Annotated in this window: 22 protein-coding genes and 1 pseudogene; 13 read left to right on the forward strand and 10 right to left on the reverse strand. The window is 66.4% G+C overall.

Annotation, left to right across the window (positions count from 1 at the left end; all coding sequences use genetic code 11):
• Positions 1–46 precede the first annotated feature (46 nt).
• Positions 47–1,378 (forward strand): annotated as a pseudogene (locus QXK92_RS18495) (acyltransferase); the annotation flags it as partial.
• Here QXK92_RS18495 and QXK92_RS18500 read toward each other — a convergent pair.
• On the reverse strand, positions 1,344–1,793 hold the full coding sequence (locus tag QXK92_RS18500; protein WP_306244523.1) for a MarR family winged helix-turn-helix transcriptional regulator: 450 nt from the start codon (positions 1,791–1,793) through the stop codon (positions 1,344–1,346). The pseudogene QXK92_RS18495 and the gene QXK92_RS18500 overlap by 35 nt on opposite strands.
• A gap of 76 nt (positions 1,794–1,869) precedes the next feature.
• Here QXK92_RS18500 and QXK92_RS18505 point away from each other — a divergent pair, with 76 nt between their 5' ends.
• The gene (locus QXK92_RS18505) at positions 1,870–2,808 is read left to right on the forward strand and encodes a PHB depolymerase family esterase (RefSeq protein WP_306243602.1); all 939 of its coding nucleotides are present in this window, start codon (positions 1,870–1,872) and stop codon (positions 2,806–2,808) included.
• On the opposite strand, the gene QXK92_RS18510 is transcribed toward QXK92_RS18505, so the two are convergent.
• From QXK92_RS18510 to QXK92_RS18525, 4 genes are all read right to left on the reverse strand, one after another.
• Positions 2,809–3,363, reverse strand: coding sequence for a cytochrome b (locus QXK92_RS18510; protein ID WP_306243603.1), 555 nt, complete (start codon positions 3,361–3,363; stop codon positions 2,809–2,811).
• Positions 3,363–4,442 carry a catalase family peroxidase gene (locus QXK92_RS18515; RefSeq protein ID WP_306243605.1) on the reverse strand — a complete coding sequence of 360 codons (1,080 nt, stop codon included), beginning with the start codon at positions 4,440–4,442 and terminating at the stop codon, positions 3,363–3,365. The genes QXK92_RS18510 and QXK92_RS18515 overlap by 1 nt, the downstream gene beginning before the upstream one ends.
• 84 nt (positions 4,443–4,526) lie before the next feature.
• Positions 4,527–5,519, reverse strand: coding sequence for an ATP-binding cassette domain-containing protein (locus QXK92_RS18520; protein WP_306243606.1), 993 nt, complete (start codon positions 5,517–5,519; stop codon positions 4,527–4,529).
• Positions 5,520–5,522: 3 nt separating this feature from the next.
• A complete protein-coding gene (locus QXK92_RS18525) occupies positions 5,523–6,572 on the reverse strand; it encodes an FtsX-like permease family protein (RefSeq protein ID WP_306243608.1) in 1,050 nt (349 codons plus the stop codon).
• A 239-nt stretch (positions 6,573–6,811) separates the two neighbouring features.
• Between QXK92_RS18525 and QXK92_RS18530 the strand changes: the two genes are divergently transcribed.
• From QXK92_RS18530 to QXK92_RS18565, 8 genes are all read left to right on the forward strand, one after another.
• Positions 6,812–7,189 (forward strand): STAS domain-containing protein, encoded by a 378-nt coding sequence (locus QXK92_RS18530; protein WP_306243610.1) that lies wholly within the window; start codon positions 6,812–6,814, stop codon positions 7,187–7,189.
• Between the two features lie 47 nt (positions 7,190–7,236).
• Positions 7,237–7,668 (forward strand): ATP-binding protein, encoded by a 432-nt coding sequence (locus tag QXK92_RS18535; RefSeq protein ID WP_306243612.1) that lies wholly within the window; start codon positions 7,237–7,239, stop codon positions 7,666–7,668.
• Between the two features lie 134 nt (positions 7,669–7,802).
• Positions 7,803–9,563, forward strand: a complete 1,761-nt coding sequence (locus QXK92_RS18540; RefSeq protein WP_306243614.1) for an amidohydrolase family protein — start codon at positions 7,803–7,805, stop codon at positions 9,561–9,563.
• Positions 9,564–9,572: 9 nt separating this feature from the next.
• Positions 9,573–10,928, forward strand: a complete 1,356-nt coding sequence (locus QXK92_RS18545; protein WP_306243616.1) for an aromatic ring-hydroxylating dioxygenase subunit alpha — start codon at positions 9,573–9,575, stop codon at positions 10,926–10,928.
• Positions 10,925–11,695 carry a PP2C family serine/threonine-protein phosphatase gene (locus QXK92_RS18550; protein ID WP_306243617.1) on the forward strand — a complete coding sequence of 257 codons (771 nt, stop codon included), beginning with the start codon at positions 10,925–10,927 and terminating at the stop codon, positions 11,693–11,695. The genes QXK92_RS18545 and QXK92_RS18550 overlap by 4 nt, the downstream gene beginning before the upstream one ends.
• Positions 11,688–13,289, forward strand: a complete 1,602-nt coding sequence (locus QXK92_RS18555) for an FAD-binding protein (RefSeq protein WP_306243618.1) — start codon at positions 11,688–11,690, stop codon at positions 13,287–13,289. Before QXK92_RS18550 ends, QXK92_RS18555 begins: the two co-directional genes overlap by 8 nt.
• 594 nt (positions 13,290–13,883) lie before the next feature.
• Positions 13,884–14,705 carry a hypothetical protein gene (locus QXK92_RS18560; protein ID WP_306243620.1) on the forward strand — a complete coding sequence of 274 codons (822 nt, stop codon included), beginning with the start codon at positions 13,884–13,886 and terminating at the stop codon, positions 14,703–14,705.
• 41 nt (positions 14,706–14,746) lie between these two features.
• Positions 14,747–15,484: a hypothetical protein gene (locus QXK92_RS18565; protein ID WP_306243622.1), complete on the forward strand. Its 738-nt coding sequence runs from the start codon at positions 14,747–14,749 to the stop codon at positions 15,482–15,484.
• A gap of 35 nt (positions 15,485–15,519) precedes the next feature.
• Here the strand turns inward: QXK92_RS18565 and QXK92_RS18570 are convergent, their stop codons facing one another.
• A complete protein-coding gene (locus QXK92_RS18570; RefSeq protein ID WP_306243623.1) occupies positions 15,520–16,452 on the reverse strand; it encodes an alpha/beta fold hydrolase in 933 nt (310 codons plus the stop codon).
• A 28-nt stretch (positions 16,453–16,480) separates the two neighbouring features.
• Complete coding sequence (locus QXK92_RS18575) at positions 16,481–17,380, reverse strand: SDR family NAD(P)-dependent oxidoreductase (protein ID WP_306243625.1); 900 nt, start codon at positions 17,378–17,380, stop codon at positions 16,481–16,483.
• Positions 17,381–17,593: 213 nt separating this feature from the next.
• On the opposite strand from QXK92_RS18575, the gene QXK92_RS18580 reads away from it, so the two are divergent.
• The 3 genes from QXK92_RS18580 (at position 17,594) to QXK92_RS18590 (ending at position 21,505) form a co-directional block, all read left to right on the forward strand.
• Complete coding sequence (locus QXK92_RS18580; protein WP_306243626.1) at positions 17,594–18,157, forward strand: TetR/AcrR family transcriptional regulator; 564 nt, start codon at positions 17,594–17,596, stop codon at positions 18,155–18,157.
• Positions 18,158–18,162: 5 nt separating this feature from the next.
• A complete protein-coding gene (locus tag QXK92_RS18585; protein WP_306243628.1) occupies positions 18,163–19,182 on the forward strand; it encodes a nitronate monooxygenase family protein in 1,020 nt (339 codons plus the stop codon).
• 85 nt (positions 19,183–19,267) lie between these two features.
• Positions 19,268–21,505, forward strand: coding sequence for an NADP-dependent isocitrate dehydrogenase (locus QXK92_RS18590; protein ID WP_306243631.1), 2,238 nt, complete (start codon positions 19,268–19,270; stop codon positions 21,503–21,505).
• A gap of 18 nt (positions 21,506–21,523) precedes the next feature.
• Here the strand turns inward: QXK92_RS18590 and QXK92_RS18595 are convergent, their stop codons facing one another.
• Genes QXK92_RS18595 through QXK92_RS18605 form a run of 3 tightly spaced genes read right to left on the reverse strand, consistent with a single transcriptional unit; the run spans position 21,524 to position 24,940 of the window.
• On the reverse strand, positions 21,524–22,510 hold the full coding sequence (locus QXK92_RS18595) for a VOC family protein (protein WP_306243633.1): 987 nt from the start codon (positions 22,508–22,510) through the stop codon (positions 21,524–21,526).
• Entirely contained in the window at positions 22,503–23,378 is an 876-nt protein-coding gene (locus tag QXK92_RS18600) for an alpha/beta fold hydrolase (protein ID WP_306243635.1), read from the reverse strand. Before QXK92_RS18600 ends, QXK92_RS18595 begins: the two co-directional genes overlap by 8 nt.
• Complete coding sequence (locus QXK92_RS18605; RefSeq protein WP_306243637.1) at positions 23,375–24,940, reverse strand: bifunctional 3-(3-hydroxy-phenyl)propionate/3-hydroxycinnamic acid hydroxylase; 1,566 nt, start codon at positions 24,938–24,940, stop codon at positions 23,375–23,377. The genes QXK92_RS18600 and QXK92_RS18605 overlap by 4 nt, the downstream gene beginning before the upstream one ends.
• Positions 24,941–24,947: the final 7 nt, after the last annotated feature.

Consider the following 24,947-nt stretch of genomic DNA (forward strand, 5'->3'; position numbering starts at 1 on the left):
AGAACTACCCACGCATCGACCGGCGCAGAGCCGCAATGCTGCTTGAATGACCACTTTGATGGGCTTTCCCAGCCCCACCGAACTGGACGCGCGCACCCCCTCCGACCGCGATCGCGCAATCGACGTCATTCGGATCACCGCCCTGATCGGCGTGGTGATCGGCCACTCCGTCATGGCCATCAGCATCATTCGGGGTGGCGTTTTCTTCTGGGACAACCTGCTTTCCACGTCCGTGGTGTTTCAGGCGCTGACCTGGATCTTCCAGATCATGCCGTTGTTCTTCTTCGCCGGCGCCGCCGCGTGCGTGGCGTCCTGGCATCCCGGTGACAATTGGGGTTCCTGGCTGATGAAGCGCTGCACCCGGCTGTTCCGGCCGGTGTTCTACTACTTCGCTTTCTGGGCAGTCACCCTCATGGCACTCTATCCTGTTCTGCCCCAACATGTTTACGAACCCGTGGCCGGGATCAGTATCCAGTTGCTCTGGTTCCTCGGGGTGTACGTGCTGGTGCTGGCCTCGATGCCCATGCTGGCCCGGATCACCACTTCCGCCCGGCTGGTTGCCGGGGTCGTCGTGGTCTACACCCTGGCCGCGGTCATCGACGCCGCCCGCTTGCACTGGGTGGCGGCGGCGCCGCTCGGCTACCTCAATATGGCGGTCTGGCTGATTCCCGGCATGTTCGGTGTGGCCTACCGCCGGGGCCTGCTCACCGGGCGCGCGACACTCACTACGGCCGCGGCGATGCTGGCAGTCAATGTGGCGCTGCTGACCTGGGGACCCTACGAGCTGAGCCTGGTCGGCATCGAGGGCATGCGGCTGGCCAACATGAGCCCCCCGTCACTGTTGCTCGCGGGGCACGCGATTGTGTTGAGCGCGTTGGCAATCGCCGCAGCACCGACGATCAACCGGTGGGCACGGCGGCCCCGGGTGTGGTGGTTCACGGCGATCGGCAACTCCGGGGCGATGACCCTGTACCTGTGGCACATGCCTGCACTGCTGGCCGTGCACGTTCTCTTCGACAGCTTCGGCCACCCGCGCTACCCGGGCCGGCCGGACTTTCTCGCCGTCACGTTCGAGCAGCTCTTCATCATGATCGGGGTGGTGGCCGTGCTGTTCGTGGCACTGCGCCCATTGGAGAACAATCCGCTTCCGGGCTGGGATGGCTGCCCCACCATCACATCGGTCCGGCGCGGCGCAGTGGTCGGCACCCTGTTGTGCGTGGCCGGGGCAGCGCTGCTGGCCGCGGTGAAGTGGGGACTGAAAGACGATGGGCTGGTGTGTGTTTCGGTCATGCTTGTGGCGCTACTGACCGCTCGGGTGGTAGCCGCCCGCGTCGGGCCGGCCCTCAGCGGCTTGCCGAATACGGCGCAGCCAGCAGCATCTGCAGTGTCGCACGCAGTTCACCGAGCCGCCGCTGCCCCAGTACCTGCTCCCAGTGTCCCTCTAATTCCAGTGCGGTAGAACGCATCACGCGCAGCGTCTGGCGACCCCGCGGGGTGAGTTCGATGATTCTGGTGCGGGCGTCATCCGGGTTCGATTCCCGGGTGACGTAACCGTGCCGCTCCAGTGCCGCGACGGCCTGAGCCACCGCCTGACGGCTCACCCCCAACCGGTCCGCCAGGTCAGACGCATGTAAACCGCCGGTAGCCAGCGGCACCAGCGCCACCGCTTGGGCCGGCCGGATCCCGTCCAGCCCGGCCGCCGCGAACGCACTTTTGAGCCGGGGTCCGCCGGCGGCGGCCAGCCGTTGGACCAGTGCCGGCACCGTGGGCTCCCACTGGGCGTCGCGTCGCATGACTGCAGAGTCTGCCACCGTCCGGGATTTTGACAAGTAACTTGTCATTCTCCGTGGCGGGTGTCACCATGGGCTGATGGCATCTCACGCCCGGGCCCGCATTGCTGTCGCTCTTGCCGCCGTGGTTGTCCTGGTGGGCGGTTGTTTTGGTGGCGGCCACGCGGTGGGGTCGCCGGAGCCCACGACCATTCCGGTCGGTAAATCCTCCCAGCACCTCGAATGGGCCGGCGCCGACCGAACATTCCATGTGTACCGGCCCCAGGGATTGACGGGCGCCGCCCCGCTGGTGGTGATGCTGCACGGTGGTTTCGGCAGCGGCGCGCAAGCCGAAAGCGCCTACCACTGGGACAGCGAGGCCGACAAAGGACATTTCCTGGTCGCCTATCCCGACGGTCAGGGCCGGGCCTGGAACGCCGGGTCATGCTGCGGGAATCCGTCGCAGACCAACCTCGACGATGTCGGTTTCATCGGCGCCGTCGTCGCCGCCATCGAACGCCAGACGGCCGTGGACCTGTCCCGGGTGTATGTGACCGGCATGTCGAACGGGGCGATGATGTCGCTGCGGCTGGCGTGTGAGACGGACTTATTCGCCGCGATCGCACCGGTGGCCGGCACCCTGGTCACCGATTGTTCCCGCGCGCGACCGACGTCAGTGCTGCAAATCCACGGCACCGCCGACGCGAGTGTTCCCTACCAGGGCGGGCCGGGGAAGTCATTGAAGCCCGACGGAACTCCACGAGTGGACGGGCCGCCGGTGCCGACGGTGACCGCCGCGTGGCGCACCATCGACAACTGCGGGCCGCCGGCCTCGACCACGGCCGGTGTGGTGACCACCGAGACCGCGACATGCCCCGACGGCCGCACCGTCGAATTGATCTCGATAGCCGACGCCGGCCACCAGTGGCCGGGTGGTGTCCGCGGCCCCATCCCGGAGCGGCTGGGCCTGCCGGAACCGTCCACCGCACTGGACGCCACCGACACCATCTGGCAATTCTTCAGCCAGCACCACCGCTGATCAGCGGCGTCTGGTCGGCCACACGGCCATTCGGTCGATGATGCGATCCCGCAAGACGAACGTGTGGAACAGCACCGCACTGACGTGTGCCGTGAACGTCAGGAACAGCAGCAGCGCGAAGACGCCGTGAGCCTGGCGCAGCAACGCATAGAGGTCGATGTTGTGCGGTGTGATGCCGGGCAGATGGAACGGGCCCAGCGAGACGATCGGATTGCGCGCGGCGGACAACATCGCCCACCCGGTCAGCGGCTGGACGAGCAGCAGCCCATACAGCAGGTACTCCGAGTACGAGGCGATGCGACGTTCGGCGGGGCCCATGGTGGCCAGAAACGGCGGCAGCGTGTGGGTCCACCGGTTCACCAGTCGGATCACGGCGAAGATCAGAATGAGCACACCCAGCGGGCGGTGAATGGCCAGGAGTAGCGGGTAGTAGGCCAACGACGCCACCATCGTCACCCCGATGAGGAGTTGCGCAATGACCATCGGCGCCATCAACCAGTGCAGTATCCGCGAGGGCAGGGCGAAACGCGGTGAACTGCTTCCCTTTGCTGCCATCAGACGCGAACCTCGCTGGGCGACTTCGGCTCTTCGGCACGGCGGGTGAAAGACCTCGCGTACACGCCTGCCCGGGCTTTGGGAATCGGGTCGTCCGACAACGCCATACCGTCCGGCAGCACTGTCGGATCGAAGTTGACATCCCTTGCGTTGCCGGGCGCTTCGGTCTGCACCCCGGTGATGGTGATGATGCCCGCGTCGATCGTGCGGCGCGTCGGGGGCCACGGTTTGGTGGCGTCGTTGGTGGGGTCGCCGGGTTCGGCGACGGTCAGAATCAGACGCCAGCGCACCGGCCGCTGAGCCACCGCGCGGATTAAGTCGTCGAACAGATAGTCCTTGCCGGACGACGGCGGCCCGGCACCCTGCCCATCGTCGATCGGAATGACGGACCACCGTACCGCGACCGTCGCGCCGGAGGAGTTGGTGAAGCGAAAAGCGTTGAGCCCGTTGAAGGTTGTGTCGGCGAAACCGGCACTGGGCGGCGCCTCTCTGATGATCTTCATCGCCGCCGCTGTCTCGGGGTGGCGCGTGAGGAATTCGGCCATCCGTTGCGGGTCGGGCTTGCCGGTGTCAGGCTGCGGCTTGCCGGCCAGCATGCGCTCGTAGAAACCCTGCGGTGTGCTGTCGGTGAAGACCGGCAGGTTGATCATGGCGGTGCGCCACTGCTGACCGTTCGATGTCTGAAGCAACAGGCCCAGCCCGCGAACCGTATCGGCTTTGTCGGGTTGATCGGGCAGGCCGCCCCCCAGCGAGAACCGGCCGATCACCGGAACCGTGCCGCGTTCGAACACCGCTGCCCGGCAGACACTCGCACCGGACCCGTTGCTCTCGAACGTTCCGGTGGCGCTGAGGCCTTTGGCGTGGTTGCGGCGAAAGCCGTCGTGGCGCCCGTAGACGTTCTCGAAGCGGTCGGTGAACCGCGCCGGGGTCAACGCGTCGGGCCGCAGCCAGCCCCCGGCATAGGCGAAACCACCGACGTCGACGGCGGCAAACCCGGCCACCGCACCCATCCCCAGCAGCGCGCGGCGCCGATCCAGCGTGGGCCGCCCCGATAGCTCGTCGTCTTCGCCCGGTCCCATATCGCCGTCCTCTCCATGCTGTCCCGACACAGCGGAGCCGTGCTCACACCGCACCACGAAGCGGTGCCGCGCTGCGTTCAATCGTCAGTCGCTGCCCAGGGCGCGGTGCTCAATCAGGTCACGCAGTCCGCCGGTACCCAGCCGCTCCCGGAAGGCCGGCGCGGTGTAGCCGACGACGGTCGCGGCGGAGCGGGCGCGCGCGGTGGCAGAGCGCGGTAGATGGAACAGCACGCCGATCTCGCCGAAGTAGTCCCCGGGGCCGACCACCTTGAACACTTCCTCACCGCCGTCGGCCATTTCGTGCACGATCTCGATCTCGCCCTCGCTGACCACGTAGATCAGCTCGCCCATCGTGCTCTGCTCGAAGAGCACCTCTCCGGCCTTCAACTGCACCGTTTCCGGTTCACGATCCGTTTCGGCGAAGTCGGGTGTCAGCTCGACGACGCGATCGGCCAACGGCAGCATCCGGCTGTCGTGGGTTGCCACCACCACTACCCGGTCACCGTCGGCGAGTTCGCGAATCAGCCGCAGCACCTCCTCGACCTGGATGAAGTCGAGATGGGCGGTGGGTTCGTCGGCCAGGATCAGAGGCGGATCCAGCGCGATCGCGCGGGCGACTGCGACACGCTGCTGCTGCCCGCCGCTGAGGTCGCCCGGGCGGTGCTTCATCCGCTCCCCGAGGTTGACGCGCTCGAGCAACTCCACGGCGCGCTTACGCGAGGCGGCGCGCGACATGCCGGCCGCACGCATCGGCACCATCACGTTCTCCAGGGCGGTGAGGCTGGGCACCAGATTGAACGCCTGGAAGACGATGCCGACCTTGTCGCGCCGGTACTTCGCCAGCGCCGCGCCGTCGAGTGTCGTGATGTCCAGGTCGTCGAATTTGATCGCCCCGGACTTGGGCCGCAGGATCCCACCCAGGCAGGACAGCAGCGTCGTCTTTCCGCACCCGCTGGGTCCGAGCAGGATCACCAGCGACCCGGACGTCACGTCGAGGTTCAGCCCGTTGATCGGACGCAGGGCGTAGCCGCCGCTGTAGTACTCGACGACCAGGTTCTGAATGCTGAGATCGCCCACCGGTCAGGGTCCTCCGAACGCGAGAGCGGGATCGATGGCCACCACACGCCGCAGCCCAGCGAGGCTGGCCAGCAGGCCGATGACGATGGCGACCACCGGTAGCAGCACGTAGGCGAGTGACGGCACCGCGACGACCATCGGGAACAACGGCGCCAACAGCTTGGAAAGGATAACGCCTACCACCGCGGCCAGCAGCGAGACGATCAGCGCCTGCAGTGCCAGCCCGGCCAGGATCGAACGCGTCGGCGTGCCGATCGCCTTGAACACCGCGAAGTCCCGCACCCGTTCCAGCGCGGACAGGTACACCACCGAACCGACGATCAGCACCGCCACAATCCACAACAGGATGGCCACGATCGTGATCGAGTTGACCGCCACTTTCAATGGCCGGATCAGGTCCTTGACGGCGCCGTCGCGGTCGAAGGTGCGATAACCCGGCGGGAGGGCGCGCGGAGTGCCGTCGACACCGATCGAGGTGACCATGGGCTGCGCGTTGTAGGCAACCTGCTGCAGACCCTCGGTGGTCAGGAAGATGTTGGGGATCTTCGCCAGCGCCGTCGAGTTGGGCACGATGCCGACGATCTTCAAAGTGTGCGCACCGACCTGGATGGTGTCCCCGAGGTGACGGCCCAGGACGCTCGAGGCGGCGACCTCGTCGGGACGGGACGGCGTCCGTCCTTCGGAGACCCGAGGCATACCGGGTCCGCGCTCGGGCGCACCGAAGGCGGTGACATTCCGCGTCGACGCACCCTCCTTCATGATCGTCCCCACGCAACCCAGCGGCGCCGCCGCGGACACTCCGGCTTCACTTCTCACCCGGGCCAGGTCGACATCGGGAAACGGAGTCGACCCCAGAAACGGTCCGGCAGAGCCGTCCTTGACCACGAACGCGTCGACACCCAGCGAATCAACGGTGTTGCGCGCCTCGACGGTGAAGCCATTGGCGAGCCCGCTCATGACGAGCGTCATCCCGAAGATGAGTCCGGTGCTGACAATGGCGATGACGAGGCGCCGCTTCCGCCATTGCATATCGCGCAGGGCCGCAAAGAGCATTCCCAGACGCTACCAACGCGCACAAGCCCCGGACCGGGTTTTGTCCTACACACCGTCGTAGACAGCACCTGTCAGGGCTTTTTCGTCCGTGACTTAGAATTGACCTCTGTTAACTGCCGCCACGCCGCGTTTGCCGGCGCAGAATCTGGCGGTGTTCGGCGGGTTGAAGCAACAGCCCCGGTTTGGCGTGGTTGTCTGAAAACTAGCGTTTTCCCGCAAGGATGGATTTGAGATACAGCATGGTCGATCAACCCGGCGATTCAGTGAATCGAGCCCCTTTCGAAGTCGAACAGTACGAGACGGACGGCGCTGTGGTGCTCGCCGTCTCGGGCGAAGTGGACATGCTCAGCGCTCCACAGCTGGCCGAGTCGATCCATGCGGCGCTGGCTCCCAAGCCCGCGGCTCTGGTCGTCGACCTGACCAAGGTCGAGTTTCTGGCCTCTGCCGGCCTGAGTGTTCTGGTCAATGGACAGGCCGAGGTGTCGCCGCCCACCCGCTTCGCGGTGGTGGCCGACGGTCCCGCCACCAGCCGTCCCATCAAACTGATGGGCATCGACAGTCTGTTGTCGCTGCACCGCACCCTGGATAACGCGCTGAGCTGGATCGCTGGTGCCTGAACCTGGTTGTACGCGGGAGGGCCGGACACGCTGACTGTCGGCCCCGCATGACACCTCTCGACGATCGGTCCCGCTTTGTCCGTTTGCGGGTGGCCGCCGACGCACTCAGCGCCAACCGGATCCGCGCCGAGTTCCGCAATTGGCTCGATCGGCACTTCACGCTGGGCGCCGAGCGGTTCAGTGACCTCGTGCTGGCGGTCAGCGAGGCGCTGGCCAACGCCGCCGAGTTCGCCTACACCGACACCCCGGATCCCGGGACGATGGACGTCAGCGCTGCCTACGACCCTCAATCGGACACGCTTGCCGTCACGGTCAAGGATCGGGGCCGCTGGCGTCACCGCGCCGGCACGAGGGACATGACCCGGGGTCGCGGCATCCCGCTGATGCGCGTCCTCGCCGACGAAGCCGATATTGACGGCACGCCGCACGGCACTCAGGTCACCCTGAAGTGGAAGCGGCTGACCGCGCCCGCTCACTGACAGTTTCCCGGATTCATTGACTGCGGCGGATGCGGCGCATACCGTCACTACATACGCTACGCACCGTAGCGAAATAATCCCCCGCCAGTACTTGGTCCCCGCCTCAGTACTTGGTCCCCGCCTCGGAGGCAGTCATGTTCGACCTGAAAATCACCGGTGGCACCGTCGTGGACGGTACGGGTGCGCAACGCTATCTGGCCGACATCGGCATCAAGGACGGCAAGATCGTCGAAGTCGCGCGCCGCGACGCCGACGGCCCCGGGCTCGCCGGTGAGGCCGCGGAGACCATCGATGCGACGGGGCATGTGGTGGCGCCCGGCTTCGTCGACATCCACACCCATTACGACGGCCAGGTCAGTTGGGACAGCCTGCTGGAGCCCTCCAGCGGGCACGGTGTCACGACGGTCGTCACCGGCAACTGTGGGGTTGGTTTCGCGCCGGTCCGGCCCGGCACCGAAGACTGGCTGATCAAGCTGATGGAGGGTGTCGAGGACATCCCGGGCACCGCACTCACCGAAGGCATCACCTGGGGCTGGGAGACCTACCCCGAGTATCTCGACGCCATCTGCAAGCAGCAGTTTTCCATCGACGTGGGCAGCCAGGTCGCCCACGGCGCCGTCCGCGCGTACGCGATGGGCGAACGGGGCGCGCGCAACGAGCCGGCCACCCCTGAAGACATCGAGGCGATGGGCAGGCTGGTCCGGGAGGCGGTAGAGGCAGGCGCGCTCGGATTCTCGACATCGCGCACCCTGGCGCATGTGGCGATGGACGGCGAACCCGTCCCGGGCACTTTCGCCGCCGAAGAGGAGCTGTTCGGACTGGGCCGCGCGATGGCCGCCGGCGGTCAGGCCGTGTTCGAGCTGGCACCGCAGGGGGCAGCCGGTGAAGACATCGTCGGGCCCAAGAAGGAACTGGACTGGATGCGCCGGTTGAGCCGCGAGATCGACCGGCCGGTGTCCTTCGCCCTGATCCAGGTCGACGCCGACCCGAATCTCTGGCGCGAGCAGTTGGACGTCTCCGCTGCCGCGCACGCCGAAGGCAGCCGGTTGCACCCGCAGATCGCGGCCCGGCCGTTCGGCATGATGATCGGGTTCCAGGGTCATCACGGCTTCACCCACCGGCCCACCTACCGCCGGCTCAAAGCCGAGTGCACTCGCGAAGAGCTCGCCCAGCGCCTGGCCGATCCCGCGGTGAAGGCCGCGATCCTGTCCGAGGACGATCTACCGCTGGACCCGGGCGTGTTGTTCGACGGGATGTTCGCGATGGTGCAGCACTCGCTGGGACGGCTGTATGCACTCGGTAACCCGCCGGACTACGAGCCCACGCCGGACCGCACGGTAGCCGCAATCGCCCAGGCCCGCGGCGAGGACCCGCTGTCGACGCTGTACGACCTGATGCTCGAAGCCGACGCGACCGCGATGCTGATGTTGCCGTTGTTCAACTACGCCGACGGCAATCATGACGCCATTCGGGAGATGATGCTGCATCCCGCGGGGGTGCTCGGCCTCTCCGACGGCGGTGCGCACTGCGGGATGATCTGCGACGCTTCCTATCCCACCTTCCTGCTGACCCACTGGGCCCGGGACCGCAGCCGCGGCGAGAAGCTGTCGCTGGAGTACGTGATCCGCAAGCAGTCCCGCGATACCGCCCATCTGTTCGGCCTCACCGACCGCGGCACCATCGAGGCGGGCAAGAAGGCCGACATCAACGTCATCGACCTCAATGCCCTGACCCTGCACCCCGCGGCCATGGCCTATGACCTCCCTGCAGGTGGGCGGCGAATCCTGCAGGGCGCCAGCGGATATGCCGCCACGATCGTCAGCGGCACCGTGACCCGCCGCAAGGACGTCGACACCGGAGCACGTCCGGGCCGCCTGGTACGCGGAGCGCGCTAAGCTGCCCTCGTGAAGACACCCACCGTCAACGCCGCCGGCGCGGGAGCCCGCAGCCGCGACGAGGACGCGATCGGCACTCCGCCGAACTCACCCACCCGGGTGCCGGCGGATCGCTACTACTCTCCGGCGTTCGCCGCACTGGAAGTCGAGCGGATGTGGCCGAAGGTGTGGCAGGTGGCCTGCATGGTCGACCACGTGGCCAAGGCAGGTGACTACTTCGAATATCGCTGCGGCCCATACGGTGTCCTGATCGTTCGTGGCGACGACGGGGTGCTTCGTGCGTTCCAGAATGCCTGCCGGCATCGCGGGAACTCGCTGTGCGTGGGCTCGGGTTCGGGGCTGTCCGAACTCAAGTGCGGCTATCACGGCTGGACCTGGGATCTGGCCGGCACGCTCAAGCGGGTGCCCGACCGCAAGGGCTTCGGCTCGCTGCGAATGTCCGATTTCCCGCTACTGCCGGCCCGGGTCGACACCTTCGAGGGGATGGTTTTCGTCAACCTCGACCTCGATGCGATGCCGCTGAACGAATACCTGGATGAGATCCCCCGGGATATCGCCTGGTGCAACATCGACGATTTCCGTTGCTACGCAACGCTAACCGTGGAAGTCGAGGCCAACTGGAAGACGATCGCTGACGGCTACAGCGAGACGTACCACATCCAGACGCTGCATCCCGAACTGCTGCGTTGTGTCGACGATGTTCATGCGCCACAACAGATTTGGCAGCATGCCGGCAAGTCTGATCAACCATACGGCGTGCCGAGCCCACGCTTTCACGGCTCGCTCAGCGACGAAGAAGTCTGGGACGCCTACGTTTACACCCAGGGCGCCCTGATGGGCGCACCCGAGGGCACGCCGTTTCCCGCCGACGAACGCCGGCCGGGGCAGACGGTCGCCGATCTGATCGCGGCTCACACCCGGGCGTTCGCCGCTGGGCGTGGGGTCGACCTGGACTGGGCCGACACCGACCGGGTCACCCGGTTACATCAGTACAACGTGTTCCCCAACATGACGTTCCTGGTCAACGCCGACCACCTGACCATCATGACGTCGCGTCCCGGATCCGACCCCGATCAGGGCGAGCTCACCATGTTCCTGATGACGCGGATGCCGCCGGGAGCCGCCCGCGCCAAGCCCACCGACGTGCGGGTGTCGGCCGGCGACGCCGAACCCGGCGTCGTGCTCACCCAGGACATCCGGGTGTTGCCGGGCTTGCAACGTGGCCTGCATCAACCCGGCTTCACCCATTTGGTGCTGTCCAGTGAGGAACGCCGTGTGATCAACATGCACCGCAATCTCGAGCGTTATCTCGACCTGCCCGAATCCGAGCGGATGACCGGCGGCGACAGCGGCCTTCCGCGATGACGGCAGCCCTGGTGCCGACGTTCGCGGGCCTCAGCGACATTGGGCGCATACGCGCCACCAACCAGGACCGCTGGGGCGCCGATCCGGAACAGTCGCTGTTCATGGTGGCCGACGGCGTGGCCTGCAGCACCGACGGTGCGTTGGCGGCGGCTCTGGTGGTCGAATTGCTGCCTACCTATGTGCGCCGTCATCTCAAGCCCGACGACGGCGATGACGCCGCCGATCTGCTCGGGCGGGCCCTGGTCGAATACTGCGACGACTTCCGCGCGTACGCGGCGTCCGACGATCGTGCCGCCGGCGCCAACACGACGGTGGTGGCTGTGGTGGTGGCGGGCGAGCGGGCGCTTGTCGCCCACCTCGGCGACAGCCGGGCCTACCTCCTCCGCGAACAGCGGCTGCAGCAGATCACCAGGGACCACAGCGTGATTCAGGACATGATCGATGCCGGTGAGGTGTCGGTCGAGGAAGCCGAACGCCATCCCGCGCGGGCGATTCTCACCCGGCACGTGGCGATGTTCCCCCGCCCGCTGCCCGATGCCGCGGCGGTGGACCTGCAGGCCGGCGACCGGATCCTGTTGTCCAGCGACGGGTTGCACGGTGTGGTCGACGATTCCGCACTGGCGCAGATCCTCGATTCCCATCCCGAGCCCGCCGACGCGTGCGAGGCGCTGATCGAGGCGGCTCTCAAAGCTGGTGGGCCGGACAATGTCACAGCCGTCGTCGTCAACATCGCAGACGGCAGCGGACAGGAGCCGGCCGATGGGTGAGCCGTCCTTCACCGAGTCCGCCGACGTGGTGGTGGTCGGTTTCGGGGCGGCCGGCACCTGCGCGGCCATCGCCGCCCGGGAGAACGGCGCCGATGTGCTCGCGCTCGATCGCGCCAACGGTGGAGGCTCGACTGCGTTGTCGGGCGGGATCATCTACGCCGGCGGTGGCACCTGGGTTCAGCAGCAGGCGGGTGTGAAGGACAGCTACGAGCAGATGCTCACCTATCTGCGTCTGGAAGTCGGAGACGCCGTCAGCCCGCAGACATTGGAATCGTTCGTGGCAGGCAGCCCCGAAATGATCCGGTGGCTCAGCGATTACGGCGTACCGTTCGATTCCACGGTGTGCCCGTACAAGACGTCCTACCCCAACAACCACTACTACCTCTATCACTCCGGCAGCGAGAATGCCGGAGCATTCCGCGCACAGACACCACCCGTGCAGCGCGGGCACCGGGTGAAGGGCAAGGGCACGTCCGGCAAGAAGATGTACGAACCGCTGGCCAAATCCGCGCTGGCGCTTGGGGTTCGGTTCTCTCCCCATACCCGCGCCGACACATTGGTCCAGGACTCCGACGGCCGCGTGATCGGAGTGGAGGCGACGACGATGCGCCATGCTCCGGCCCGGATTCAGAAGCGTTATGCACGGCTGGCCGGGTTGTCGACCAAGCCCGGCATCTACTATCCGCCGCTGCGCGCCCTGATGGAACGGCAGCTGCGCGCACTCGAGCGGCGTTACGCGCGGCCGGTTCGGATCCGGGCGCGGCGCGGGGTGATCATCTGCGCCGGCGGCTACATGGCCAATACCGAATGGGTCAAACGCTTTGCGCCCCAATACCTGGGCGGGTTGCAGCTCGGCACCAGCGGTGATGACGGCAGCGGCATCGCGATGGCACAGGGTGCCGGCGCGGTCACCGAGCGGATGGACAACGTGTCCGCATGGCGATTCATCACGCCCCCAAGTGCATTCATCAGTGCGATCATCGTCGACGAGCAGGGACAGCGAGTCATCGACGAAAGCCGCTACGGTGCGGCGGTCGGCTATCAGATGGTGCGGCACCATCACGGCAAGGGCTGGCTGCTCGCCGACGCGGCCCTGATCAAAGAGGCGCGGCGCCAGATGATCAAGCAGCCGTTGTGGTTTCAGCGCGCGCAGTCGGCCGCACTGATGTTCCTTGACTCGGTCAAGGGCGCCTCACTGCGTGAAGTCGCGCAGCGGGCCGGTATCGACCCGGAAGGTCTGGTCGCCACCGTCGAGGCACACAACAGGGCCATCGACACCGGTACCGCGGACCCGGTCGGCAAGCCGGCGGACTTCGTACGCCGAATCGATCAACCGCCCTTCACGCTGCTGAACATCTCGATCCGGCCCAACCTGCTCAACCCGACGCCAATGCTGACGCTGGGCGGCATCCGGGTCGACGAGACCACCGGCGCAGTGCTCGACGCTGCGGGCGCCGCGATCCCCGGGCTGTACAGCGCGGGACGCACCGCGACGGGCATCTGCTCCAACTCCTACGTCAGCGGACTCTCGCTGGCCGACTGCGTGTATGCGGGTCGTCGCGCCGGCACACATGCCGCCACTGTTCAGGGCTAAAGGACCGCATCTTCGGACCCGCACGCAACGCAGATATGCGTTTGGCATGATGTATACAAAATTAAAATTCGGCAGAACAGTGCCGCGCAGCCGACATGTTGATCGCCCTCCCGCACGGTTGCGCGCATATCCGGTGGACGAATCTGTAATGCAAAAACCAGAAATGTATGAACTGGGTCAATTTAGTCCGGCGCAAGACGCGTAATACTTACATGAGACAAAGGCGTTCTTTTCAAGACACTCAGCGGCCCCCGACTGTACCGGCAGCGCGCCACGCTATCGCGATATATGCAGGTCAAAGGACGGATCTCGCCGGCAGAGCGACGCGGTAAGTACCACGACGCGGCTGCGCGGAACACATCCGCGATATAACGTCCTTTTAATTACACTTATGTAATTAGTGCTGCGGCGTGTTATCCGTCGGGCGAAATGAGCCCATTGCGTTTCAGATAACAACAGTTTCATAAACATAGTTATTCGGACTCTAGGAATTATTCGCCGCGCGGCATACGGTTCGGACCAACCATCTGGCGGTGAGCACACCGCAGCCCGAAAAAGGGAGATACTTCCGTGAAAGTGGTTCGACTAATTCAAATGTCGGTCGCGGCGGGCGCCGCCCTTTGCGCAACCACACTCGCGACCAGTCCCGGTGCCCGGGCCCTCCCGTTCATCGCCGGCGGTCCGGCCTGTGTCGAGCAGCCGGCCCCGGTCGCTGCGCCCGTCGTGCTGCCCGGGCCAGTGGTGGCCGGTGCGGTGCCTGTTCCGATCGCCGGGGCAGTTCCTCTGGCAGTGCCCGTCGTCGGCGCGGCAGGTGCCGGCGGAGCCGGGGCTGCCGCTGGCGGCGGCGCGGGAGGTGCCGGCGGAGCCGGGGCTGCCGCTGGCGGCGCGGCAGGTGCCGGGGCTGCCGCTGGCGGCGGCGGTGTCGTGGAAGGCGGTCCTGCTGGTGCGGGTGGCGCGGTTGGCGGGGGCACGGCCGCAGGTGCGGCCGCAGGCTCACCCGGTGGCGAAGTCGCGGCAGGTGGCGGTGCGGCAACGACGGTGGGGCAAGCCGGTACGGCGGATCCGGCACCCGGCGGGGGCCCGGCCCCCACCGGCAAGGGTGGGCCGGTGCCACCCATAGGTGCCGCGGTCGCCGACCCGGTAGTCCTACCCGGTCCGGTGCCCGTGGTGGTGCCGTTGGCAGTGCCGGCCGCCGTACCGCTGGCGGTTCCAATACCAGGTGCGGTAGGGGCCGGCGGCGCCGCAGCCGCAGCGTGCGCGGTTGCCGGAGGCGCTGCCGCAGCCGGAGGCGCTGCCGCAGGCGGAGGCGCTGCCGCAGCGGGAGGCGCTGCCGCAGCCGGAGGCGCTGCCGGAGAACCCACCGGTGAAGGCAGTGTGGTCGGCGGCGCCGGCGGCCCGGGTCCTCGCGGTCAATGATGAAGCCAATCACGTCCCCCGCGATCAAGGCAGGCACACCAGTGACGACTCACGGCGGTCCGAAGTTTCCCCGCGTCCGCAACGGTTACGAGCAGACTGCGGTTGATGAGTTCCTCTGGTTAGAGGCCCATTCGAAGCAGTCGCTACTCAACGAGAACCAGTTACTGCGCGATCAGTTGTCCGAAGCACACAAGGAGATCGTTGCCCTCAAGACGGAAGTCGCCACCTTGTACGACGTGTCGACGTCTCCACAGGCTGTGGCCCAACGGATCTCGAAATTGCTGCACACGACGGTCGACGAAGTAGCGAAAATGCAAAGCGCTGCCGCTGAGGATGCGGCCGCACTGGTCAACAATGCGCAAGCTGCTGCCGATGCGTTGCTCAGCGAAGCCCATGCCGAGGGGGCGAACATCGTCGTCGCGGCCCGCGCCGAGGCTGACAGGCTACTCGCTGAAGCCGGCGCTTCCGCGTCGCAGCTTCTTCTCGACGCCGAGCGCGAGGCCGCAATGGTTACGGGTCAACACATTTCCACCCTGCAGCAGCTCGCGGCGGTACACCGCAACCTCGCCAACGTTCCGGCAGTTCTCGAGTCGGCATACCGGCGACGAAGCGTTGCCCACACGCCGCCCGGCAAAGCAAACATCGCGAGCCCGGATGACGACGGCGGACCCGTTCCCGAGCGCCGTCCGAATGGTTCTGCGCGGCAGTTTTTTTCAGAAGAATCGGGAACTCCGGCAACAGCGTCTTCGCGTCCGGGCAACGCAGAATCGCATCTCTGAGTCGCTGGCCCCGCCGCCAGTGACGGTGCCGCCGATCAACGGACGGATCGCTGAATCACCAATTCCACACTGGCAGCGACCAAGTCGGGTTGGTGGATCTGGACGAAATGGTCGCTGCCGGTCGCGGCGATCCGGGGGGTCTGCGGGCGCAGGGCGACCAGGTCGGTGGTGGCGTCGCGCCAAGCCTGTTCCAGTTTTTCGCCCTTGTCCGCGGGCAGGTCGGGGGGAATCAGGAATGGTTCCGTCCTCGTCAGGACCGCGGCCGGAACATTTGGCACCGCCGGCGCGGCGTTGACCTGCGCGACACTGCGGTCGATGTCCACGATTTCGAACGACGATGAATCCGCAAACTGCGGCGGTGGCCCGTCCAGCGCCCGTCGATAGGACGGCCAATCGGATCCCAGCAGCTCGGGGATCTCGGCAGCGAACGCGTCAACGAAGACCAGTCCGCGCACCTGCGCGGGGTAGGTCTGGGCGTACAACCGGATGAACAGGCCGCCCAGCGAGTGACCGACGAGTACGAAGGGGCCAGGAAGGTGCGCGGCCTCGATCAGCGTATGCAGGTCGCTCACGACGTCACTCGCGGTGCGCGGCATCGGGACCGACGAACTGCGATCGGAGAGGGTGGGCGGGTCGGAATTACGCAGTGTCCCGGGCCGGTCGTAGGCGCAGACGCGGTGGGCGCCGGCCAACGCGGGCAACACGGCGGGTCCCTTGGCCGGATCGGCGGCGTCGGACTGGCTCCACGGGTCGGCGGAGTTGTGGTACCCGGATTCCAGGATGACGGTCGGGGCGCCGCGGCCGCGGCACTGTAGATACAGGTGCCGGCCGTTGCCGATCTCGACCGGCCCGGCGAAGTCCCCCATGGAACCCGCGGCCGGTGCCGGCCGACCGCCCGGCGCTCCCATGCCACAGCCGACCAGCACCGTCGCAGCGATGGACAGGGTGGTCATTCTCAGCGCCCGCATCGGCCCATTGAAGCCCACCGCGTCGGGGCTAGACGTCGTAGGTGACCCCGGTCAGTTCCTCCGACACCGCCCACAGCCGGCGCTGCAGGTTCACGTCGTGCGATTGTGCGCTGGAGGCAACAAGTTTCGGGTATCCGCGGACTTCCTGAAACCCGTCGGGTCCGTAGTACTGGCCGCCCTGCACGGCAGGGTCGGTGGCGGCCCGCAGCGTGGGCAGGGCGCCCAGCTCCGCCGGCTGGAACAGCGGTTTACCCAGCCGGGCGAGCAGCGTCGGCATGTGCCGGGTCAGTTCGGTGTCGGAGACGCCCGGGTGCGCCGCCACCGCGACCGTAGTGCCGCGCGGAGCCAGCCGGCGCTGCAGTTCATAGGTGAACAGCAGATTGGCGAGCTTGGACTGCCCGTAGGCGCCGACCCGGCTGTAGCTGCGCTCCCACTGCAGATCGTCGAAATGGATCGCGGCCCGGATCCGGTGGCCGACGCTGCTGACGACGACCACGCGCGACCCCGGAACCGGCAGCAACCGGTCCAGCAGCAGGCCGGTCAGTGCGAAGTGGCCCAGATGGTTTGTGCCGAACTGCATTTCGAAGCCGTCCGCGGTGGTCGACTTGGGCGGATACATGACGCCCGCATTGTTGATCAACAGATCGATGCGGTCGTGGTTCGCACGCAGCTGCGCTGCGGCGTCCCTTACGGACGCCAGCGAACCGAGGTCGAGTTCCTGCAGCTGCACCTCGGCCCCCGGCGTGGCGGCCGTGATCCGGTCGACGGCCTGCTTACCTTTGTCCAGATTGCGCACGGCCAGCACCACGCGTGCCCCGTGGGCGGCCAGGGCGGCCGCCGTTTCGAAGCCCAGGCCGGTGTTGGCGCCGGTGATCACGGCGGTGCGGCCGGTCTGGTCGGGAATGTCGGTGGCGGTCCATTTCGCCATGGGGAACTCCTCGCTATGATCCGGGGCGAGCGCTCCGTTTTGTCTGCACATCGTCGTTGACCCTGCAGCGAGGGCGGCGAACTACGAGTGGCCGCCACCCTCAGCGCAGTCTCAACACGGAAGATGTCCAAACGGGGCGAGCGCTCCGCTTTACTATAACTATACGGAACGTGCGCCCCGTTTTGTCAACAATTGTGTTCAGGGAGGTTCGAAGTGGCGACCGCCGAGCGGCCGGTACGGGCCGACGCCGCCCGCAATCGGGCGCGCGTTCTCGATGTCGCCTACCAGACTTTCGCGGCCGAGGGCTTGTCGGTGCCGATAGACGAAATCGCGCGACGCGCGGGCGTCGGCGCGGGCACTGTCTATCGGCATTTCCCGACCAAGGACGCGCTGTTCCAGGCGGTAATCGCCGACCGGATGAACCACCTCATCGACAAGGGTCGCGCCCTGCTGCAATCCGAGGACCCCGGCCAGGCCCTGTTCACCTTCTTGCGGTCGATGGTGCTGCAGTGGGGTGCCGCCGACCGGGGGCTGGTCGAAGCCCTGGCCGGAATCGGGATCGACGTCACCAAGGCGGTCCCCCAGGCCGAAGAGGAATTCCTGAACATGCTGGCCGACCTGCTGCGCGCCGCCCAGCAAGCCGGTACGGCGCGGCCGGATGTCGGTGTGCCGGAGGTGAAAACACTGCTGGTGGGGTGTCAGGCCATGCAGGGATACAACGCCGAACTCGCTGAGCGGGTGACCGATGTCGCCCTCGACGGTCTTCGGCGGAGCTGATCATCATGTTGTCGCAACTGGGAATCACCCTGCCGGTGCTGGCCGCGCCGATGGCCGGCGGCCCCACCTCTGCGGCGATGGTGACGGCCGCGGGCCGCGCCGGCAGCCTGGGCATGGTTGCGGCCGGCTACAAGAGCCCGCAACTCCTCGAGGAGCAGATTAGGCTGGTCCGTGCCGATTCAATCCCGTTCGGCGTCAACGTGTTTGCGCCCAACCCGCTGCCCGTGGACCCTGAGCTGTATCGGTGGTACGCCGCCGAGATCCAGCGAGACGCCGTGCGGTTCGGCGTGACGCTGCCCGCCGAGCCTATCGAAGACACCGACAGCTTCGAGGACAAGATTCGGCTTCTCCTGGAGGACCCGGTCCCGTTGGTGAGCTTCACCTTCGGCATCCCGTCGCAGCGGGTGATCGCCGCGCTCAAAGCGGCCGGCACCGTCGTCGTGCAGACCGTCACCAACCCGGCCGAGGCGATGGCCGCCCGCGATGTCGGCGTCGACGCGCTGGCGGTCCAGGCCCACACCGCCGGCGGCCATTCCGGCACGCTGTCCCCGGCCCGGCCATTGGCCTCGACGCCGATCACCACGCTCGTCTCCGACATCACGCGGGCCGTCGAGCTTCCGGTCATCGCCGGCGGCGGACTGGCAACACCACGGGATGTGGCCGACGTCGTCCACGCCGGCGCCGCGGCGGCCGTCGTCGGCACCGTGCTGCTCCGCGCCACTGAAAGCGGCGCATCGGCCACCCACCAGGCCGCCCTGATCGACCCGGCCCGAACCGAGACGGTGCTCACCCGAGCATTCACCGGCCGGCCTGCCCGCGGCCTGCGCAACGCCTTCATCGACACGCACGAGGCGGACGCACCCTTGGGCTATCCGGCGATTCACCACCTCACCAGCCCGCTTCGCAAGGCCGCCGCGGCGGCCGGTCAGCCCGACTTCGTCCACCTGTGGGCGGGCACCGGCTACCGACACGCAGCCGCCGAACCGACCGCCGACATCTTGCAGCGACTCGCGAGTGGTCTGTGAGGGCTTTAGGTTAGGGTCGCTGGTGTGACTGGCGATGTACTGAGCCCCTCACCATCGGACCGACACTGACGCCGGGAGAACACGCATGAGCGCCGAGCAGCCGACCATCATCTACACGCTGACCGACGAGGCGCCACTGCTGGCGACCTACGCATTTCTGCCGATAGTCCGGGCCTTCGCCGAACCGGCGGGCATCACCATCAAGACCAGCGACATCTCGGTGGCGGCCCGCATCCTGGCCCAGTTCCCCGACCAGCTGGACGAAGATCAGCGCGTCCCGAACAACCTGGGTGAACTGGGCAAATTGACCCAGGAACCGGACACCAACATCATCAAGCTGCCCAACATCAGCGCCTCGGTGCCGCAGCTGGTGTCGGCCATCAAGGAACTGCAGGGCAAGGGCTACAAGATCCCGGACTTCCCGGAGAACCCGAAGACCGACGAGGAAAAAGAGATCCGCAAGCGCTACGCCAATTGCCTTGGCAGCGCAGTCAACCCGGTACTTCGGGAAGGCAACTCCGACCGGCGCGCCCCCAAAGCAGTCAAGGAGTACGCGCGCAAACACCCGCACAGCATGGGCGAGTGGTCGATGGCGTCGCGCACCCACGTCGCAACCATGAAGCACGGCGACTTCTACCACGGTGAGAAGTCGATGACGCTGGACCGCCCGCGCAACGTGAAGATGGTGCTGGAGACCAAGAGCGGGCAGACCCTCGAACTCAAGCCGAAGGTCGCGCTGCTCGAGGGCGACGTGATCGACAGCATGTTCATGAGCAGGAAGGCACTGCTCGACTTCTATGAAGAGCAGATGGAGGACGCGCGCAAGACCGGCGTGATGTTCTCGCTGCACGTCAAGGCGACCATGATGAAGGTTAGCCACCCCATCGTGTTCGGGCATGCCGTGCGCGTCTTCTACAAAGACGCCTTCGAGAAGCACCAGAAACTGTTCGACGAGCTGGGCGTCAACGTCAACAACGGGCTGGTGGACCTCTACAACAAGATCGAGTCGCTTCCCGCCTCACAGCACGACGAGATCATCCGTGACCTGCACGCCTGCCACGAGCACCGCCCCGAATTGGCGATGGTCGACTCGGCCAAGGGCATCTCGAACTTCCACTCGCCCAGCGACGTGATCGTGGACGCGTCCATGCCCGCGATGATCCGGGCCGGCGGCAAGATGTGGGGCGCCGACGGTCGGCCCAAGGACACCAAGGCCGTCAACCCGGAGTCCACCTTCTCCCGCATCTACCAGGAGATCATCAACTTCTGTAAGACCAACGGCCAGTTCGACCCGACGACGATGGGCACCGTCCCCAACGTCGGGCTGATGGCACAGCAGGCCGAGGAATACGGTTCGCACGACAAGACCTTCGAGATCCCCGAGGAGGGCGTCGCCAACATCGTCGACCTCGACACCGGTGAGGTGCTGCTCAGCCAGAACGTCGAAGAAGGCGACATCTGGCGCATGCCGATCGTGCGGGACGAGCCGATTCGCGACTGGGTCAAGCTGGCCGTCAACCGGGCGCGCAACTCCGGCATGCCGGTGCTGTTCTGGCTCGACCCCTACCGGCCCCACGAGAACGAGCTGATCAAGAAGGTCAAGACGTACCTCAAGGAGCACGACACCGAGGGCCTCGATATCCAGATCATGTCCCAGGTGCGCTCCATGCGGTACACGCTGGAGCGCCTGGTGCGCGGGCTGGACACCATCGCCGCCACCGGCAATATCCTGCGTGACTACCTCACCGACCTGTTCCCGATCCTGGAGCTCGGTACCAGCGCCAAGATGTTGTCCATCGTGCCGCTGATGGCCGGCGGCGGCATGTACGAAACCGGGGCTGGGGGCTCGGCACCCAAGCACGTCCACCAGCTGGTCGAGGAGAATCACCTGCGGTGGGACTCACTCGGTGAGTTCCTCGCTCTCGGTGCGTGTTTCGAGGACATCGGCATCAAGACCGGCAACGAGCGCGCCAAGATCCTGGGCAAGACACTGGATGCCGCTATCGGCACGCTGCTGGAGAACGACAAGAGCCCGTCCCGCAAGACCGGCGAGCTCGACAACCGGGGCAGCCAGTTCTACCTCGCCATGTACTGGGCGCAGGAGCTCGCCGCGCAGGACGAGGACGAAGAGCTGAAGAAGCACTTCGCCTCTCTCGCCGACGCATTGGCCAAGAACGAAGACACCATCGTCAAAGAGCTCAACGCCGCGCAGGGCGAAGAGGCAGACATCGGCGGCTACTACTACCCGGACCCGGACAAGACCGCGGCCGTGATGCGACCGAGCAAGACCTTCAACGACGCCTTGGCGGCCGCGCGGGACTGAACGGACCGTTACGCCGCGTCAGACGGTTGCGCCCGCCAGCGCGGGCACGGTGTCTTCGCGCTGCCAAAGCGACTGTGCTCCGACCTTGAACTGGTGGAGTTTGTCGAGGATGGTCTGGCCTTCGGGCGTGTGACCCCAGATGCTGATGCCCTGGTGTGTTGTTGGCTCCCAGGTCGTTTCGTCGACGACAATCGGGTTCCAACCGACCTCCCATTCGAACCCGGACGGCGTCACGGCATAGAAGGACAACTCCCGGTCGTTGGTGTGCTGTCCGACACCGAGCGCCATTTCGAAGCCGAGTTCCTTGACCCGCTGATAGGCCGTGGTCATGTCGTCGAGCTGGGCGACCTGGATGTTGCAGTGCTGCACCCGGGTCCGAATCGGATTGAGCGGCAACCGGTTGACGGCAGCGATCGCCACCGAATGATGACGTTCGTTGACCCGCAGGAAGCGGATCTTGAACTTCAGACCGCTGATCGTCTCGTCGATGAAATCGGTCAGCCGGGCGTCGAACACCGTCTGGTAGTAGCCGCGCACCTGTTCCGGCTTCTTACTGGGTAGCGCGACGTGACCCAATCCCGAAGCGCCGGTGACGAACCCGCCACGGACGGCGAGCGGGACCGTGCTGGTGCCGGCGCGGGCGAAGATCTCCTGAGCCAGGCCGTTGGGCCCGGGGAACCGCACCAGGCGCTCGACGCCGCGCAACGCGGCCTCCTCGGCTGAGCCCTCGGTGACCGGGACGCCGTGACCGGTGACGCGGGAAACGATGTCGTCGAATGCGTCGTGATCGTCGACTTCCCAGCCCAACGTCGTGACGTCTTCGGCCGGCCCGCGCTGCAGCAGGAACCGGCACTCGTGGTCATCAAGGCGGAATCGCTGCACATCCGGCAGGGCGTCGTCGAGGTGCATGCCGAGAGCGTCGCGCCCGAACCTTCGCCAATCGGCGAACTTGTTCGTTTCGATGACGAGGTAACCGAGGTGAACCCGGCCGAATACGTTATGCATGAGCCAACCTCGAATCGGACTGCAGGAATTCACACACCAGCTTGTTGAACAGTTCCGCGCGTTCCCATTGCAGCCAGTGGCCGGTGTGAGAGGTCATCACCAACTCGGCGTTGGGCAGCGTGTTGAGCAGCATCGGCCCACCTGCCGGCCGGTTGACCTTGTCGTCGCGGCCCCACAGCACCAATGTCGGTGTCTGCAGATGTTTCAACCGCGCGTCCCGGGTCAGGTCCATTCGCCACAGCGTGCGCAGTGCCAGTGGTCCCGACGGTCGGCGCAACGGCGGGTTGGCGACCACGTCGGGATCGATCGACGCGTGGTAGCGCAGGTCGATCAACTCGTCCGGAACCGAATCACCCTCGTAGACAAGGTAAGTGCGGATGAAGCTGGCCAGCTTGTCCCGGCTCGGACCATCTCCACCGTAATAGGACATCAGGCTGTTGAGCCCGGCGGTGGGCAGCGCCCGGGTGGTCCCGATGCCACCCGGCCCCATCAGGACAAGCCTGTCGACCCGGTGCGGCGTGTCCAGCGCGAGTCGCAGTGCGGCCGCGCCGCCGTAGGAGTTGCCGACCAGATGCGCTTTCTCCAGACCGAGTACGTCGAGCAGACCACGGATCGCATCGGCCAGGCACCCGAACGGATCGGACTGATCGAGCGTCTTCGTCGAGCGGCCGTAACCCGGCATGTCGGGCACGATCACCCGGAACCGCCGCGCCAGCGCGTCGATGTTGCGGGAGTAGTTCGTCACCCCGGACGCACCGGGCCCGCCGCCGTGCAGCAGCACAACGGCAGCCCCGCTGCCGGCTTCGGCGTAGAAGATCGCCCGGCCGTTGACGACGACGGTCTGTTCGGCCAGTGCTGTGCTCGTCATGCCGGGACTCCGTTGCGAATCGGTGTGACGACGGTGTCGGCGCAGTCCAGTCCGGCTGGCGGCGGGGGCAGTGGTGCGCTTGAATCCGTTGCCGCATAGACGAAGCCGTCCGGCCGGATGATGACGGCGGTGGCCTTGTGCTCGGTCAACCAGGCCGTCAGGGTCGCATCGCGGACGGCCAGTGCCACGGCGCCGCGATCCATCCAGGACTGCGCGCCCGGCGGCGGTGCACCGATGTGCAGCAGCGTCCAGCGACCCTGCAGGACGTCGTCGAGACGCCGCCTGGCGCCTGCGTCGTCGGCCAACCAGGGTTGGACGATCTGCCGGCCTTCGGCCGGATGACCCTTGGCGGCGAAGAATCCGTGGGGGTAGTGGGCCTGGGGAACCCAGTACAACTTCTGTCCCTGCCTCGTGATCGCCGGCACCTTGGTGATCACGCGTAACAAATGGTTGCGGACGGCCGCCAGCACCCTGTTGCGTTCGGTGATGACGCGGCCCATCAACACCGCTCGTCTGGTGACCTCGATGACATGTGGTTTGCGTTCTGCCTCATAGGAATCCAGGAGTGCTTCGCCGGCCTGCCCACGCCATACCGTGGCGATCTTCCAGCACAGGTTGGCCACATCACGCACGCCCGCGGCCATGCCCTGCCCGATCCACGGCGGCATCGCGTGCGCCGCGTCGCCGGCCAGGAACACCCGGCCGACGCGCCAGCGGTCGGCCGTCCGGACATGGTGGCTGTAGATCACCGCCCGCAGTACCCGCACGTGCTCATCGGTGATGCCTTGTTCGTTGAGTACCTTCCAGACGGCCTCGTCGCTGACGAGCTGTTCGTCAGATTCACCCGAGCGGGCCGGGAACTCCCACCGGTGATGTCCCAGCGGTGTCGGGCAGTCGACCGTGGGGCGCGCCGGGTTGCAATGAAACCTCAACCGGTCGTGGGCATCCCATTCCCGGATGACCTCGGTGTCGATCACGACCCAACGCTCGGTGTAGGTCTTTCCCGAGTAGCCGACACCCAACTGGCCCCGGGTGGGAGAGGAACCTCCGTCAGCGGCGATCACGTACCGGGCGCGGATCCGTTTGAAGGAGTCGGTACGCAGGTCGGCCATCATCAGCTCTACGTGGTCGCCTTTGTTCGCCACCCGCAGGCATTCGTGCTCGAGCATCGTCTCGACGTTGGCGAATCGCGCCACGCCGTCGCGCAGTACCTGGTCGACGGCGGGCTGGTAGATGAATTGCTGCGGCGGGTGACCGCAGCCGTGGCCGGTGATGACGGTCTCGTAGAACGGGGCACCGTCGGCATCGACGAAGGCCACCGGGCGGTCGGGCAGCATGTCCTGCTGCAACCGCTCGGCCAGCCCCACCGACTGCCAGATCCGCATTACTTCCTCGTCGGTTGAGATGGCCCGAGCCCGGTTGTAGATATCGGGATCACGCTCGATGACAACGACTTTCAGGCCCTGTCGGCCGAGTAGGTTGGCAGCCGTGGCGCCGACCGGGCCGTAGCCCACGATCGCCACGTCATATTCGTGTGCCGGGTCTGCTCCGAAACCGCTCACTTCTGAC

It is taken from the genome of Mycobacterium sp. TY815, from assembly GCF_030755135.1.
In the GTDB taxonomy this organism is placed as follows: domain Bacteria; phylum Actinomycetota; class Actinomycetes; order Mycobacteriales; family Mycobacteriaceae; genus Mycobacterium.

Bases quoted from the DNA above. Each gene is read 5' to 3' on its own strand.
- QXK92_RS18555 (WP_306243618.1), top strand. From the start codon at position 11,688: ATGGGTGAGCCGTCCTTCACCGAGTCCGCCGACGTGGTGGTGGTCGGT.
- QXK92_RS18530 (WP_306243610.1), top strand. From the start codon at position 6,812: ATGGTCGATCAACCCGGCGATTCAGTGAATCGAGCCCCTTTCGAAGTC.
- QXK92_RS18590 (WP_306243631.1), top strand. From the start codon at position 19,268: ATGAGCGCCGAGCAGCCGACCATCATCTACACGCTGACCGACGAGGCG.
- QXK92_RS18525 (WP_306243608.1), bottom strand. From the start codon at position 6,572: ATGCTCTTTGCGGCCCTGCGCGATATGCAATGGCGGAAGCGGCGCCTC.
- QXK92_RS18570 (WP_306243623.1), bottom strand. From the start codon at position 16,452: ATGCGGGCGCTGAGAATGACCACCCTGTCCATCGCTGCGACGGTGCTG.
- QXK92_RS18575 (WP_306243625.1), bottom strand. From the start codon at position 17,380: ATGGCGAAATGGACCGCCACCGACATTCCCGACCAGACCGGCCGCACC.
- QXK92_RS18535 (WP_306243612.1), top strand. From the start codon at position 7,237: ATGACACCTCTCGACGATCGGTCCCGCTTTGTCCGTTTGCGGGTGGCC.
- QXK92_RS18505 (WP_306243602.1), top strand. From the start codon at position 1,870: ATGGCATCTCACGCCCGGGCCCGCATTGCTGTCGCTCTTGCCGCCGTG.
- QXK92_RS18600 (WP_306243635.1), bottom strand. From the start codon at position 23,378: ATGACGAGCACAGCACTGGCCGAACAGACCGTCGTCGTCAACGGCCGG.
- QXK92_RS18560 (WP_306243620.1), top strand. From the start codon at position 13,884: ATGTCGGTCGCGGCGGGCGCCGCCCTTTGCGCAACCACACTCGCGACC.
- QXK92_RS18595 (WP_306243633.1), bottom strand. From the start codon at position 22,510: ATGCATAACGTATTCGGCCGGGTTCACCTCGGTTACCTCGTCATCGAA.
- QXK92_RS18515 (WP_306243605.1), bottom strand. From the start codon at position 4,442: ATGGGACCGGGCGAAGACGACGAGCTATCGGGGCGGCCCACGCTGGAT.
- QXK92_RS18510 (WP_306243603.1), bottom strand. From the start codon at position 3,363: ATGGCAGCAAAGGGAAGCAGTTCACCGCGTTTCGCCCTGCCCTCGCGG.
- QXK92_RS18585 (WP_306243628.1), top strand. From the start codon at position 18,163: ATGTTGTCGCAACTGGGAATCACCCTGCCGGTGCTGGCCGCGCCGATG.
- QXK92_RS18550 (WP_306243617.1), top strand. From the start codon at position 10,925: ATGACGGCAGCCCTGGTGCCGACGTTCGCGGGCCTCAGCGACATTGGG.
- QXK92_RS18540 (WP_306243614.1), top strand. From the start codon at position 7,803: ATGTTCGACCTGAAAATCACCGGTGGCACCGTCGTGGACGGTACGGGT.
- QXK92_RS18500 (WP_306244523.1), bottom strand. From the start codon at position 1,793: ATGCGACGCGACGCCCAGTGGGAGCCCACGGTGCCGGCACTGGTCCAA.